Here is a 13,027-nt window from a genome sequence, read left to right on the forward strand (position 1 = left end):
CTTGAACCGGGACAATGCCGGCGGCTGCAGCATGATGCGCCGCGCGCAGGCCCGCGGCGATCACGATTGGCGGAGCGCGCATCCTTTCCCTGTTCGCAGTCGCGGGCGCGCGGCCGTACTTCAACGCTGCGTTCCCGCCGTTTGCACACGGCGGGATCTGCGACGAAGTTTGCCATCGGGCTGGCGAGACACGCGGCGGGCTTCGCGTTTCACCGGGACCGGGATGCGCTTCATCGCGTCCAGCCTCGCTACCATTGCTTCTGTCCCAGCCCGCCCGCCGCAGGGTGTCGGCGCCGCTGGGGAGAAGGACGACGGCGCGGATGCCGGCCGGAGTGATCGGGAGGAAAACCCTTGCTCCGATCACCTCCGGCCAGCCCGGCCGGCCTGCTCTGGCCGCCTGCGACCGTCCGGGCACGGCAGCAAAACCCTAAACGCAAAAGGGCGCCCCGAGGGGCGCCCTTCCGGTCTGCCAAGGGCTGGGCCCTCGGCGGATGGATCACATCATGTCCATGCCGCCCATGCCGCCCATACCGCCTCCCATGCCGGCGCCGGCAGCGCCCTTGGGTTCGGGCTTCTCGGCGATCATGGCTTCGGTGGTGATCAGCAGGCCCGCGATCGAGGCCGCGTCTTCCAGTGCGGTGCGGACGACCTTGGCCGGGTCGATCACGCCGAACCGGAACATGTCGCCATATTCCTCGGTCTGCGCGTTGAAGCCGAAGGTCTTGTCGTCCGATTCGCGCACCTTGCCGGCCACGACGGCGCCATCGACGCCCGCGTTCTCGGCGATCTGGCGCATCGGCGCTTCCAGCGCGCGGCGGACGATGGCGATGCCGGCCTGCTGGTCGGCGTTCGCGCCGTCCAGCCCGTCCAGCGCCTTGCCGCCCTGGACGAGCGCCACGCCACCACCCACGACGACGCCTTCCTGCACCGCGGCGCGGGTCGCGTTCAGCGCGTCATCCACGCGGTCCTTGCGCTCCTTCACCTCGACCTCGGTCATGCCGCCGACGCGGATGACGGCGACGCCGCCGGCCAGCTTGGCCACACGCTCCTGCAGCTTTTCCTTGTCGTAGTCCGAGGTGGTTTCCTCGATCTGCTGGCGGATCTGGCTGACGCGGGCCTCGATCTCGGCCTTCTCACCGGCGCCATCGACGATGGTGGTGTTGTCCTTGTTGATCGAGACCTTCTTGGCGCGGCCCAGCATGTCGATGCCGACATTCTCCAGCTTCATGCCGAGGTCTTCCGAGATCACCTGGCCGCCGGTCAGGATCGCGATGTCCTGCAGCATGGCCTTGCGGCGGTCGCCGAAGCCCGGGGCCTTCACGGCCGCGACCTTCAGGCCGCCGCGCAGGCGGTTGACGACCAGCGTGGCCAGCGCCTCGCCCTCGACATCCTCGGCGACGATCAGCAGCGGCTTGCCGGTCTGGATCACGCCTTCCAGCAGCGGGACCATCGGCTGCAGCGACGACAGCTTCTTCTCGTGCAGCAGGATGTAGGCATCCTCCAGCTCGGCGATCATCTTCTCGGGGTTGGTCACGAAGTAGGACGACAGGTAGCCGCGGTCGAACTGCATGCCCTCGACGACTTCGACTTCCGTCTCCATCCCCTTGTTCTCTTCGACGGTGATGACACCCTCGTTGCCGACCTTCTGCATCGCCTCGGCGATCTGCTCGCCGATGAACTTCTCGCCGTTGGCCGAGATGGTGCCGACCTGGGCCACTTCGGCGGTGTCGGACACGGGACGCGAGGCCGACTTGATCGATTCCACGACGCGGGCGGTCGCGAGGTCGATGCCGCGCTTCAGGTCCATCGGGTTCATGCCGGCGGCGACCGCCTTCATGCCTTCCTTGACGATGGCCTGCGCCAGGACCGTCGCGGTGGTGGTGCCGTCGCCGGCCTCGTCGTTGGTGCGCGACGCGACTTCGCGGACCATCTGCGCGCCCATGTTCTCGAACTTGTCGGTCAGTTCGATTTCCTTGGCGACCGAGACGCCGTCCTTGGTGATGCGCGGGGCGCCGAACGACTTGTCGATGACCACGTTGCGGCCTTTCGGGCCGAGCGTCACCTTGACCGCGTCGGCCAGGATGTTGACGCCCTTGAGCATGCGGTCGCGGGCGTCAGTGCTGAACTTGACTTCCTTGCCAGCCATTTACCTAATCCTTCTGAAACTGTTTGAAGCGGAATCCGTCAGGGGTCGCCGGCTCAGCCGATGATCCCGAGGATGTCGCTTTCCTTCATGATGAGCAGCTCTTCGCCGTCCAGCGTGACCTCGGTGCCCGACCATTTGCCGAACAGGATCTTGTCGCCGGCCTTGACCGAGGGGGCGATCAGCTCGCCCGAATCCTTGCGCGCGCCTTCGCCGACCGAGACGATCTCGCCTTCGGCGGGCTTTTCCTTGGCGGTGTCGGGGATGATCAGGCCGCCCTTGGTCTTCTCGTCCGACTGGACGCGGCGGACCAGAACGCGGTCATGCAGCGGTTTGAATGCCATCGTGGTACACTCCGATGTCTCAGGTTGCAGTGTGGTGTTGGCACTCGATCGGGTTGAGTGCCAATCGAGGGCTGATCTAGGCGCGGGGCGGGGGCGAGTCAACTCCGAAGTCAACTGCCCGTGACCCGGGTTGGTGCCCCCCGTCGCCCCGTGCCACTGTCGCCGGGCGCGCCGGCTCGGAACCGGCGGCAAGCGAGGCGAAAGGAACGGAATGAAACGGGTGATCCTTGGCGCGGCGCTGTGGCTTGCCACCGCCGCGGGTCTGCAGGCGGCGTGCACGGGACGCAACCTCATGGACGACCTGTCGCCCGCCGACCGCGCCGGGATCGCGGCCGCCGCCGCGCAGGTCCCGAACTCCGAAGGGACGGTGTGGGAAGCGCGGAAGGGCGATGCCCGCATGCTGCTGCTGGGGACCTACCATTTCACCGACGATCGCCACGTCGCCGCCGTGGACGCGCTGAAGCCCCGGATCACGGCCGCCGACGCGCTGCTGGTCGAGGCCGCGCCCGACGCGCAGGCGCAGCTGCAGAGCCGCCTTGCCGCCGAGCCGCAGCTGATGATCGACGCGACCGGCGCGACCCTGCCCGAGCGGATGGGCAAGGAGCAATGGGCCGCGCTGTCCGACGCGATGGAGGACCGCGGCGTTCCCGCCGTCATGGCGAGCCGGCTGCGGCCCTGGTACGCGGCGACGATGCTGGCGGTGTCGCCCTGCATGATGGCCGAGCTGAAATCGGGCGACGCGGCGCGCGCCGGCATGGACTTCATGCTGATCGACGTGGCGACGGCGGCCGGCGTGCCGGTGAAGTCGCTCGAACCCTACGACACGGTGTTCGGCCTGTTTTCCGACCTCACCCCGGCCGAGGAGATCGACATGCTCCTGTCGGCGCTGCCCGGCGCGGAACACGCCGACGACTTCACCGCCACCACCGCCGCCGCCTTCTTCAGCGGCCGGGTTTGGGAACTATGGGAGTTTTCGCGCCACGACGCCTACGCCAACTCGGGCCTCAGCCGCGAGCAGGTGGACCGCCAGGTGGCGCTGGCGCAGGAGCGGCTGATGGACCGGCGGAACCGCGCCTGGATCGCGCCGTTGACCAAGGCCGCGGAAGCCGCGGCGCCGAAGGGCAGGGAGGTCGTGGCCGCGTTCGGCGCGCTGCACCTGCCCGGCGAGCAGGGCGTGCTGAGGCTGCTGGAGCGGGACGGCTGGACCGTCCGGCGGGTGGCGCAAGACGAAGGGACGACACGATGAGCCTGACCGAGGAACGCTGGGACGACGAGACCGCGTGGTGGACCATGGGCGCGGCCGAGGCGCGCCAGCGCGCGCACCCGTCCTGCGTGGCGGTGATCGGGGGGCGCCTGTATCAGGGCGAGGACATGCTGGCCGCGATCGACGCGGGCGGGGCATGGGACAGCGTCCAGATGACCGACCGGCGCATGGTCGAGGGAGAGGACTGCATCGTCCTGGGCTACGCGGCGGTCGCGCGCCGCGCGGACGGGTCGGACTTCGCCGCGCTCTGCACCTCGACCTGGGTGCGGCAGGGCGACGACTGGCAGATCGTCCAGCACCAGCAGGCGGAACGCCGCGACAGATAAGCTGCCCGCGTGCCGTCCTTAGGCCGGGCGGCCGGGGCAGGCGGCGCCGCCACGCCGCGCCGCGCGCTCGGCCGCGTCGATAGACAACCGCCGGGACCGATCCTATAAAGCCGCGCGAACCAGCTTTCCGGAAAGGTCCCCCATGATCCAGGTGTTCGGCCACAAGGCACCCGACACAGATTCCACCGGCTCGCCGCTCATCTGGGCGTGGTACCTGACCGAGGTCCGCAAGACCCCGGCCAAGGCCGTGCTGCAGGGATCGCCCAACACCGAGGCGGTGTGGATGCTGGGCCGGTGGGGCGTGGACATGCCCGAGCTGATCTCGGACGTGGAGCCGGGCGCCCGGTGCGTCATCGTGGACACCAACAACCTGGCCGAGCTGCCCGCCTCGATCAACGAGGCCGAGGTGATGGAGGTGATCGATCACCACCTGCTCGCAGGCGGCCTCAAGACGCGGCTGCCGATCAACATCACCATCCGCCCGCTCGCCTGCACCGCGACCATCATGCACGACCTGATCGGCGAGGCCGACATGGCCCGCGCGCCGGAATGGGTGAAGGGCATGATGCTGACCTGCATCCTGTCCGACACGCTTCAGTTCCGCAGCCCGACCACGACCCCGCACGACCGCTTCGTCGCCGAGAACCTCGCGCGCGAGCTCGGCGTCGACATCGACGCCTACGCGACCGAGATGTTCACCGCGAAATCCGACGTCTCGGCCTTCGACGACGCCTCGCTCCTGCGGATGGACAGCAAGGAATACGAGCTCGACGGCCGCCTGCTGCGCGTTTCGGTGCTGGAAACCACCGCGCCGCAGGTGCTCCTGGACCGCAAGGCCGCGCTGATGGCGGCGATCCCGGCCGTCGCGGCCGAGGACGGCGCCCACGAGGTGCTGATGTTCATCGTGGACATCCTGAACGAGCAGGCGACGCTGCTGGTCCCGAACGACTACGTCCGCCGCGTGGCCGAACGGTCCTTCGGCGTGACCGTCGCGGGCGACACCGTGGTCCTGCCGGGGATCGTCAGCCGCAAGAAGCAGATCATCCCGGTCCTCCAGGCCTGATCCGCCGATCCGGATGCCGGGGGCGTTCGGGCGTCCGCCTTGCCCGAGGCGGTCCACCGGACCGTCCTCCCGGCGCCCGCCGGCCCCGACGCCACTCCATCCCGCCCGAACGAAGGTCCCGCCCGTGACGCACATCATCAAAGCGCTATCCGAGATCTCGGGCGACTACGACGTCCTCTTCTGCGACCTGTGGGGATGCGTCCACAACGGGCGCGTGGCCTATCCGGCCGCGATCTCGGCGCTGCAGGCGTTCCGCCGGCAGGGCGGGCGGGTTGCGCTGCTGACCAACGCGCCGCGGCCGTGGCGCTTCGTCGCCGAGCAGATCGAGCGGCTGCGCGTTCCGCGCGACGCCTGGGACGACATCGTGACCTCGGGCGACGCCGCGCAGGACGCGATGCTGGCAGGCGACGTCGGGCACCGGGTCTGGCATATCGGGACCGAGAAGGACCTCGGCTTCTTCACCGGCACCGACGATCCCCGCGCCGAGGGCATCGAGCGGGTGGCCTTCGAGGACGCCGAGGGGATCGTCGCCACCGGCCCCTTCGACGAGGCGACCGAGACGCCCGAGCATTATCGCGAGGTGCTGGAACGGGCCGCCGCGCGCGGGCTGAAGATGCTGTGCGCGAACCCCGACATCGTCGTGGACGTGGGCGAGACGCGGATCTACTGCGCCGGCGCGCTCGCGCAGCTTTATGAACAGATCGGGGGCACGGCGCTGTATTACGGCAAGCCGCACGCCCCGATCTACGATCTCGCGCGGCGGCACCTGGGGCTGGCCGCTGACGCACGGATCCTCTGCATCGGCGACGGCGTCGCGACCGATGTCGAGGGCGGACGGCGGCAGGGGCTCGACACGCTGTTCATCACGGGCGGCCTCGCCGCCGAACACCTGGGCCACGACGTGGAAAACCCGGCCGAGGACCTGCTGTCCGCCTGGCTCGCGGCCGAGGGACAGGCGCCCGCCTACGCGATGGGGCGGCTGCGCTGATCCATCCGGGCGGCCGCGTCATGGTTGCGGGCCGTTTTGCGCGCGCATGAAAGGCGGTTACGCCGACAGCCTCGCTCATGGAACCGGGTCCGCTTGTCGCCATTCCCCTGGTCTGCTGAGCAGGATCGTGCGCAGCCGGCCGAGCGCAACACGAAGACAGTCACTACCGACGGCCGAGAAAGCCAGCCGTACCGCATCCGGCGCGAAGCCGGGCTGAACGGCGAAGTTCGCCCCCGGCGTGACGGCGACGCCGGCTTGCATCGCCGCGCTGCAGAACAGATCGCTGCGCCAGCGGGGAGGGAGGTGAAGCCAGGCGTGACAGCTGCGCGCGTCCGCCCGCACATCCCATCCGGCAAGTTCCGATCGAAGGACCGCCTGCCGGGCTTTGGCCCCCTGCCTCTTGCGCTGCTCGATTTCCGGCAGGGAACCCGCCTCGAGGATCGCGGAAAGCAGGGCCAGGTTGATCGGGGCGGGAAGCCAGGCGCCTGAGCGAAGGCTCACCGACAACCGGCGCCGCAGGTTGATCGAGGCTGCAACCAGAAAGCCCGCAGATGCGCCCGAGAAGCCGCGCTTGGAGAAGCTGTCGATTAAGATGACATTGTCGGGCGCAAAGGCCGCGACCGGCGGCGGGGCGTCGGGTGCCAGAAATCCGTAGACGCCGTCCTCGACCGCGACGATGCCTTTGCAGACAAGGACATCCGCAATCTGCCGGCGCCGCGCCTCTGTCATCGTCGTACCCAGGGGATTGTGCAGCGTCGGTTGCATATAGATCATCCCGATGCCGGCGTCGTTGAATGCCCTTTCCACCGCATCCGGAAGAACGCCCTCATCATCCACGGCAAGCGGCACGGTCGACAAGCCCAGCCGCCGGGCGGCCACCTTCGCCATCGGATAGGTGATGGCTTCCAGCCCGACCCCCGCGCCGGGCCTGCCCAAGGCGGCGAAGGCGGCGGCGATCGCCTGCCGGCCACCGCCGGCGCAGAGCAGATGTTCGGGCGGGATCGTCCAGTCCGGGCGCGACAGGTGGGCGGCCAACAGGTCACTGCGAAACCAGGTCCTGCCGGGTCCGGCAGCGGCCGACGCGGCAGCAAAGGCCGGGTCGGAGGCGAGCCGTTTCAACGCATTCGACAGCACATCGGCATCGGCACGGGCGACCACCGTCGAATTGAATTCCAGGTCGATGATTTCCGGGCGATCCGGTTCACTCAGGGCGGGGCGATGCGGGGCGGCCCGGACAAAAGTGCCGCGTCCGACCTCGCCTGACACGAGGCCGCGGCGTGCAAGTTCCGTATAGACGCGCGTCGCTGTCGAGAAGGCGATGCCCTCGGCGAACGCGAACTGCCGCAGCGGGGGAAGACGGTGGCCTGGACCGAGGCGTTCGCTGACGATTTCGTCCGCCAGACGATCGGCATGCTTGAGGTATTCAGGTCTGACCATTCTTGTACTCGGTACAATAGTTCGATTGATACGAGGTGCGCCTTGCCGCATCAAGGATCATCGCTGGCCTCAGAAACGCCTCGCGCGGCCTTGTCCGGTCTGGTGCATGATGGAACTATCCTCCTATCTCGGCTTCGTCCTTGTCAGTGCGGCCCAGGTTGCAACGCCCGGCCCATCCACCCTTTTCCTCGTGAACAATGCCTTGTCGATGGGGCGGTTTCGCGCACTCTTCGCCCTCAGCGGCGATCTTGTGGCGATCGCGTTGCTCGCTTCGCTCTCGATCACCGGACTGGCGGGCCTTCTTGCAAGCCATCCCGCTGCTTTTCTTGCGCTGCGCGTCGCAGGGGCCGCTTACGTGCTGTGGCTGGGATGGAACTACTTGCGGCCTGCACCGCCCATGGAAGTTGCAGCGACCTCGGCCCGGCCTTCCGAAAAGAATGATCTGGGACTGTGGCTGCGATCGTTTGGCGTCGGCATCAGCAATCCCAAGGCAGTCCTGTTCTTCGCCGCGCTGTTCCCCCAGTTCGTTCCAGCCGGCAGCGGCAAGGACGTGCTCGTCCTGATGGTACTGACCTTCGTGATGGTCAAGTTCCTCGTTCTTGGTGGCTACGCGCTCGGCGCGCGGCAGGTTGGGCGGCTGCTGCGCAAGCCCGGCCACGCGCGGCTGGGGCGGATGCTGACAGGCATCGTGTTTCTGGTTTTCGGGACAACGATGATCTGGTCTGCCTTCGCAGACAAGGCATGAGGGGCCGACCAGCAGCACGATTGCCGACTGTTGTGTCTGCCTCCTCCCAACAGCTGGCGCATCATGCCGCGAGAATTGGATATGCCGCCAGGTCCATTCCGTGCAGGATTGCCCATCGGGAATGCTGGAAGGCTTCGCTATCTCCATCAGCCGCGTGGACCGATATATCGATCGCAGCCATTCCGCGCTTGTCGGACGCCATTTTCATTATCGATCTGGCGGGCGCTGCCCTTTTACACCGCGACGGGATCAAGGCGACGATCAACCTTTCCAAGCCTTGGCGATGACGCGAGGCAGGGAGGGGCATGACGCCGCTTTGGTCATGCCGGGAAGGGGGCGCGGGTATGCGCGCCCGCACCCGCCCGCCGCTGCCTACAGGCCCAGCCGGCGACCCGCCGCCATTGCCGCCCTTCGGGCCGCATCGTCCATCCCGGCGCGCGCGGCCTTCATCGCGGCCGTGCGCTCGGGGCCGGCCTCCTCGGGCGTGCCGTTCCGGAACGGTGGCTCCGGGGCGTATTCAAGCACCAGCTGGACCCGGCGCGCGGCCTCCTCGCCCATCATTTCCGCGGCGAGGGTCAGGCCGAAGTCGATGCCCGCCGTCACGCCGCCGCCGGTCAGGCGGTTGCGGTCGCGGACCACGCGGCCGGGCACGTGGCGCGCGCCCATCAGCGGCAGAAGATCGGCCACCGCCCAGTACGAGGTCGCGTCGTAGCCCCGCAGCAGGCCGGCGGCCGCCAGGACCAGGCTGCCGGTGCACACGCTCGTGACCCATCTGGCGCGGGTACCGCGGTCGGCGACGAAGTCCAGCACCTCCGGGTCGGTCATGCAGGCCGTGGTGCCGATGGTGCCGCCGGGAACGAACAGGACGTCCAGATCGGCCGGGCAGTCGTCGAAGGTCATGTCGGGCGCGACCGCGATGCCGGCGTCGGTCGGGCACGGCGTCAGGTCTTTCCAGACGAGGTGGGTCTCGCACCGCAGGATACGGAACACGGTCAGCGGTCCGATCAGGTCCAGGGCGACCATGTTGGGAAAGGTCAGCAGGCCTACCTTGGGCGCCCCCTCGGGCACGCTGGTCATGTGCCGCATGTGGTCTGCGGGAACCTGCTGTGCGCCCGCGGGCAGGGCGGCACCGGCAGCCGCGAGAGAGGCAAGGGCCAGCATACTGCGCCGGTCGAGATTGGCGGACATCGGGTTTCCCTTTCGCACGATGGACAGTCCTGCAGACGGGAAAGAGGACCGATTTATTCCGCGGCGCTGCGGAATAACCGGCCCGCGCGGCCGTCAACCCCGGACAGCATCACGCACCCCGGAGGATGACGGCATGACCCGCCGCCTGATGACCACGACCACCGCAACCCTTGCCGCCGGCCTCGCGCTTGCCGCGGCGCTGACGGGGGCCGGCGGCGCACTGGCCGACCACACCCACGCGCCGGTCGGCCACGACACCGCCACCGGCGCCCCGGACCATGAGCGCCCGTTCCTGCTGGAAAACGACGAGGCCATGGTCCGCATGATGACCGACATGACCATCAAGGCCAGCGGCGACATCGACCGCGACTTCGCGCTGATGATGATCCCGCACCATCAGGGCGCGGTCGACATGGCCAAGGCCTATCTGCGCCACGGCAGCGACCCGATCCTGCAGCGCATCGCGCAGGAGATCATCGTCGAGCAGATCCAGGAGATCGCCGCGATGCACATGGCGATCGGCAATCCTGCGCCGGCCTCTGCCCCGGTTCCGACCCAGGCTGCGGTTCTGCAGACCGGCAACTGACCCCACAAGGACCACAGCCATGACCAACCGCGTTGCCTTCCTTTCCGTGCTGGCGGGCCTGCTGACCTCGGCCGCGGCGCAGGCCGCCGACCGGCCCATCAGCAGCCGCGACCGCGTCTATGCGGCCGAGCAGTTCTCGAACACGGTGTCCGTCACCGACCCCTCGACCAACACGCTGGTGGGGATGATCCGCCTCGGCGATCCGCAGCCCAGCAGCCTCAGCCCCCTCTACAAGGGGCAGGTGCTTGTCCACGGCATGGGCTTTGCCCCCGACGGCAAGACCATCGCCGTGGTGTCGATCGGGTCGAACTCGGTAAGCTTCATCGACACGGCGACCAACAGCGTGCGGCACACGACCTATCTGGGCCGCTCGCCGCACGAGGCGTTCTACACCCCGGACGGCAGCGAGCTGTGGGTCACCGTGCGGGGCGAGGATTACGTCTCGGTCATCGACGCGGCCAGCTATCAGGAAAAGACCCGCATCCAGGTTCCCGCGGGACCGGGGATGACGATCTTTTCGCCCGACGGGGCCTACGGCTACATCTGCTCGTCGTTCAACCCCGAGACGGTGGTCGTCTCGACCGCCGATCACCAGATCGTCGGGCGGGTCGAGCAGGCCAGCCCGTTCTGCCCCAACATCGCCGCCACCCCGGACGGCAGGCAGGTCTGGCTGACAATGAAGGATGTGGGCAAGGTGCAGGTGTTCGACGCCCGCCCGCCCTTCGACGTCATCAGGACCATGGAGACCGGCCCGCTGACCAACCACGTCAACTTCGCGCAGACCGACAAGGGACAGCTGGCCTATGTCACGGTCGGGGTCGAGAACACGGTCAAGGTGTTCGATACTGCCAGTTTCGAGCAAATCGCGTCGATCCCGGTCGGGAACCTGCCGTATGGGCTGTGGCCCTCGGCCGACGGCTCGCGCATCTATGTCGGGCTGGAGAATGACGATCAGCTGGCCGTGATCGACACCGCCGCGCAGAAGGTGGTGGCCAATGTCCCGATCGGGCAGGCGCCGCAGGCGCTGGTCTATGTCCCCGATGCCGTCGCCGAGGGGGGCGGGAACGGACAACCTTGTGGCCCTGGACGACACCACGGGCGCCACGAACCTGCGGCTGGCGGCGCCCGGCGGCAAGGGCCGGACGACCACCAGCGTGACGCTGTTCGACCAGGGCCTGCTGCAGGTCATGCAGGCCGGTGTCGGCGGGCTGCAACCTAAGCAGCCCTATGTTCTGGCGCTGTCTGCCAGTCCCGACGGCTCGGGTCCGCTGGAGCCGCTGGCGCGGTTCAAGTCCAATCCCGCCGGCGCGGCCGTGGTGAACGCGGTCGGGCCGATCCGCCAGCTGGTCAGCGGGAACGGTGACGCCGCCCGCCGTGATCTGGTCATCGCCCGGCAGGGCGAGGACGGGCCGGGCGAGATCGTGCAGGCCCAGGTCGAATGACCCGGGCGCGCCGCCCCGCCCCCGGCGCCTCGGCACCGGACGCGCGCGCCTGCGCCGGGGCGACCCCGTCATGAACGGCGACCTCATGGCAGAAGTGCAGCCCATGATCCCCGCGCTGCGCCGCTACGCGAGGGGATTGCTGCGCGATCCGGCGGCCGCCGACGACGCGGTGCAGGACTGCCTGGAACGCGTGGTCGCCAACTGGCACCGCCGCCGCGACGGCAACCCGCGCCCGTGGGTGTTCACCATCCTGCACAACGTCGCCGTCACCCAGATGCGCCAGCGGGCCCGGCGCGGCATCGCGGTCCCGGTCGAGGATGCCGCCGGTGCCCTCGCCACCCGCCCCACGCAGGAGGACGGGCTGGCGCAGCACGACATCCTTGCCGCGCTGGCGCTTCTGCCCGACGATCAGCGCAGCGTGCTGCTGCTGATCTCGGTCGAGGACATGAGCTATGCCGAGGCGTCGCGGGTGCTGGGCGTGCCGATGGGGACCGTGATGTCGCGCCTGTCGCGCGGGCGCGAGCGTCTGCGCGCCATCCTGAACGAGCGCGGCATCGGCACGCCGGCAAACCGCCCGCGCCCCAATTTGCGGAGTATTCCATGACCCGGCGCCCCATCACCGACGATGAACTGCACGCCGATATCGACGGCCAGCTGGACGACGCGCGGCGGGCCGAGGTTGCGGCCTATCTGGCGGCGCATCCCGACCTGGCGGCGCGGATGCAGGATTACGCCGCGCAGCGGGGCGCGCTGCGCGCCGCGCTCGACCCGGTCGCGGACGAGCCGCTGCCCTCGCGGCTGAACCTTGCGCATATCGCCCGGCCTGCGGCCTCGGCGCGGGGGGCGTGGCTGCGCAATCTTGCCGCCGCGCTGGCGCTGGTGTCGCTGGGCGGGATCGGCGGGTGGGCGCTGCACCCCTCGCCCGCCGCCGACGGGATCGCCGCGCTGGCGCGCGAGGCCGCCGACAGCTTTGCCGTCTATTCGCCCGACCTCATCCAGCCGGTCGAGATGCGGGCCGACGACCTTGATGCGCTGCGGGCCTGGTCCGGCGCGCACATGCCCCAGCCGCCGGAAATCCCCGACCTTGCCCCGGCCGGCTTTCGGCTGATGGGCGGGCGGATCGTGCCGACGTCCCACGGCGCCGGGCTGATGGTGATGTATGACGACGACCGCGGCATCCGGCTGGTGATGCTGACGCGGCCGATGGCCGGCGATCACGGCCAGCGGATGGTGCCCAACACGCAAGGCGATGTCGCCGGGTGGAGCTGGACCGCCGCCGGAATGGGCTACAGCCTTGTCGGCCCCCTCGATCCCGACCGCCTGCATCCCATTGCTGACGAGGTCCGCCGGCAGGTCGCGCTGGCCTCCTGACGCGCGGCGGGAATAATCCGCCCCGGCCTGCGTCAACTGTCCATGGCCGGGGCGCGGATGCGCCCGCCATGACCCCGATCATGGCCCCCGCGTGGGCCAGCCCCCAGCCTTGCCCCACCGGGGCCGGTAT

Annotated in this window: 14 protein-coding genes; 10 read left to right on the top strand and 4 right to left on the bottom strand. The window is 69.0% G+C overall.

All coding sequences use genetic code 11. The features are described 5' to 3' along the window. Positions 1–496 precede the first annotated feature (496 nt). On the bottom strand, positions 497–2,146 hold the full coding sequence (gene groL / locus ELI80_RS13475; protein ID WP_136652471.1) for a chaperonin GroEL: 1,650 nt from the start codon (positions 2,144–2,146) through the stop codon (positions 497–499). Positions 2,147–2,199: 53 nt separating this feature from the next. Beyond that, positions 2,200–2,487 (bottom strand): co-chaperone GroES, encoded by a 288-nt coding sequence (locus ELI80_RS13480; protein WP_131673797.1) that lies wholly within the window; start codon positions 2,485–2,487, stop codon positions 2,200–2,202. A 211-nt stretch (positions 2,488–2,698) separates the two neighbouring features. On the opposite strand from ELI80_RS13480, the gene ELI80_RS13485 reads away from it, so the two are divergent. The 4 genes from ELI80_RS13485 (at position 2,699) to ELI80_RS13500 (ending at position 6,128) form a co-directional block, all read left to right on the top strand. Beyond that, a complete protein-coding gene (locus ELI80_RS13485; RefSeq protein ID WP_136652472.1) occupies positions 2,699–3,733 on the top strand; it encodes a TraB/GumN family protein in 1,035 nt (344 codons plus the stop codon). Then, the gene (locus ELI80_RS13490) at positions 3,730–4,077 is read left to right on the top strand and encodes a nuclear transport factor 2 family protein (protein ID WP_136652473.1); all 348 of its coding nucleotides are present in this window, start codon (positions 3,730–3,732) and stop codon (positions 4,075–4,077) included. Before ELI80_RS13485 ends, ELI80_RS13490 begins: the two co-directional genes overlap by 4 nt. A 142-nt stretch (positions 4,078–4,219) precedes the next feature. Beyond that, positions 4,220–5,140, top strand: a complete 921-nt coding sequence (locus ELI80_RS13495) for a manganese-dependent inorganic pyrophosphatase (RefSeq protein ID WP_136652474.1) — start codon at positions 4,220–4,222, stop codon at positions 5,138–5,140. A 124-nt stretch (positions 5,141–5,264) separates the two neighbouring features. Then, entirely contained in the window at positions 5,265–6,128 is an 864-nt protein-coding gene (locus tag ELI80_RS13500) for a TIGR01459 family HAD-type hydrolase (protein WP_136652475.1), read from the top strand. Positions 6,129–6,203: 75 nt separating this feature from the next. On the opposite strand, the gene ELI80_RS13505 is transcribed toward ELI80_RS13500, so the two are convergent. Continuing rightward, positions 6,204–7,565, bottom strand: coding sequence for an aminotransferase-like domain-containing protein (locus tag ELI80_RS13505; protein ID WP_161596480.1), 1,362 nt, complete (start codon positions 7,563–7,565; stop codon positions 6,204–6,206). A 106-nt stretch (positions 7,566–7,671) separates the two neighbouring features. Here ELI80_RS13505 and ELI80_RS13510 point away from each other — a divergent pair, with 106 nt between their 5' ends. Next, complete coding sequence (locus tag ELI80_RS13510; RefSeq protein WP_236641496.1) at positions 7,672–8,310, top strand: LysE family translocator; 639 nt, start codon at positions 7,672–7,674, stop codon at positions 8,308–8,310. Positions 8,311–8,682: 372 nt separating this feature from the next. Here ELI80_RS13510 and ELI80_RS13515 read toward each other — a convergent pair whose 3' ends face one another. Further along, a complete protein-coding gene (locus tag ELI80_RS13515; RefSeq protein WP_136652477.1) occupies positions 8,683–9,498 on the bottom strand; it encodes a DJ-1/PfpI family protein in 816 nt (271 codons plus the stop codon). Positions 9,499–9,631: 133 nt separating this feature from the next. Here ELI80_RS13515 and ELI80_RS13520 point away from each other — a divergent pair, with 133 nt between their 5' ends. The 5 genes from ELI80_RS13520 (at position 9,632) to ELI80_RS13535 (ending at position 12,897) form a co-directional block, all read left to right on the top strand. After that, positions 9,632–10,084, top strand: a complete 453-nt coding sequence (locus ELI80_RS13520; protein WP_236641497.1) for a DUF305 domain-containing protein — start codon at positions 9,632–9,634, stop codon at positions 10,082–10,084. A gap of 19 nt (positions 10,085–10,103) precedes the next feature. Beyond that, positions 10,104–11,303: a YVTN family beta-propeller repeat protein gene (locus tag ELI80_RS13525; protein ID WP_236641498.1), complete on the top strand. Its 1,200-nt coding sequence runs from the start codon at positions 10,104–10,106 to the stop codon at positions 11,301–11,303. After that, complete coding sequence (locus ELI80_RS16470; RefSeq protein ID WP_236641499.1) at positions 11,239–11,526, top strand: hypothetical protein; 288 nt, start codon at positions 11,239–11,241, stop codon at positions 11,524–11,526. Before ELI80_RS13525 ends, ELI80_RS16470 begins: the two co-directional genes overlap by 65 nt. Positions 11,527–11,596: 70 nt before the next feature. Next, the gene (locus tag ELI80_RS13530; RefSeq protein ID WP_136652478.1) at positions 11,597–12,130 is read left to right on the top strand and encodes an RNA polymerase sigma factor; all 534 of its coding nucleotides are present in this window, start codon (positions 11,597–11,599) and stop codon (positions 12,128–12,130) included. Next, positions 12,127–12,897, top strand: a complete 771-nt coding sequence (locus ELI80_RS13535) for an anti-sigma factor family protein (RefSeq protein ID WP_136652479.1) — start codon at positions 12,127–12,129, stop codon at positions 12,895–12,897. Before ELI80_RS13530 ends, ELI80_RS13535 begins: the two co-directional genes overlap by 4 nt. Positions 12,898–13,027 lie beyond the last annotated feature (130 nt).

The sequence above is a fragment of the Paracoccus aeridis genome (genome assembly GCF_004923205.2).
GTDB classification, from domain to species: domain Bacteria; phylum Pseudomonadota; class Alphaproteobacteria; order Rhodobacterales; family Rhodobacteraceae; genus Paracoccus; species Paracoccus aeridis.

What these genes read in the sequence shown, in the direction of transcription:
- ELI80_RS13510 (WP_236641496.1), top strand. Translation starts at nt 7,672, where the DNA reads ATGATGGAACTATCCTCCTATCTCGGCTTCGTCCTTGTCAGTGCGGCC.
- ELI80_RS13505 (WP_161596480.1), bottom strand. Translation starts at nt 7,565, where the DNA reads ATGGTCAGACCTGAATACCTCAAGCATGCCGATCGTCTGGCGGACGAA.
- ELI80_RS13525 (WP_236641498.1), top strand. Translation starts at nt 10,104, where the DNA reads ATGACCAACCGCGTTGCCTTCCTTTCCGTGCTGGCGGGCCTGCTGACC.
- ELI80_RS13480 (WP_131673797.1), bottom strand. Translation starts at nt 2,487, where the DNA reads ATGGCATTCAAACCGCTGCATGACCGCGTTCTGGTCCGCCGCGTCCAG.
- ELI80_RS13535 (WP_136652479.1), top strand. Translation starts at nt 12,127, where the DNA reads ATGACCCGGCGCCCCATCACCGACGATGAACTGCACGCCGATATCGAC.
- ELI80_RS13495 (WP_136652474.1), top strand. Translation starts at nt 4,220, where the DNA reads ATGATCCAGGTGTTCGGCCACAAGGCACCCGACACAGATTCCACCGGC.
- groL (WP_136652471.1), bottom strand. Translation starts at nt 2,146, where the DNA reads ATGGCTGGCAAGGAAGTCAAGTTCAGCACTGACGCCCGCGACCGCATG.
- ELI80_RS13490 (WP_136652473.1), top strand. Translation starts at nt 3,730, where the DNA reads ATGAGCCTGACCGAGGAACGCTGGGACGACGAGACCGCGTGGTGGACC.
- ELI80_RS13530 (WP_136652478.1), top strand. Translation starts at nt 11,597, where the DNA reads ATGAACGGCGACCTCATGGCAGAAGTGCAGCCCATGATCCCCGCGCTG.
- ELI80_RS13485 (WP_136652472.1), top strand. Translation starts at nt 2,699, where the DNA reads ATGAAACGGGTGATCCTTGGCGCGGCGCTGTGGCTTGCCACCGCCGCG.
- ELI80_RS13515 (WP_136652477.1), bottom strand. Translation starts at nt 9,498, where the DNA reads ATGTCCGCCAATCTCGACCGGCGCAGTATGCTGGCCCTTGCCTCTCTC.
- ELI80_RS13520 (WP_236641497.1), top strand. Translation starts at nt 9,632, where the DNA reads ATGACCCGCCGCCTGATGACCACGACCACCGCAACCCTTGCCGCCGGC.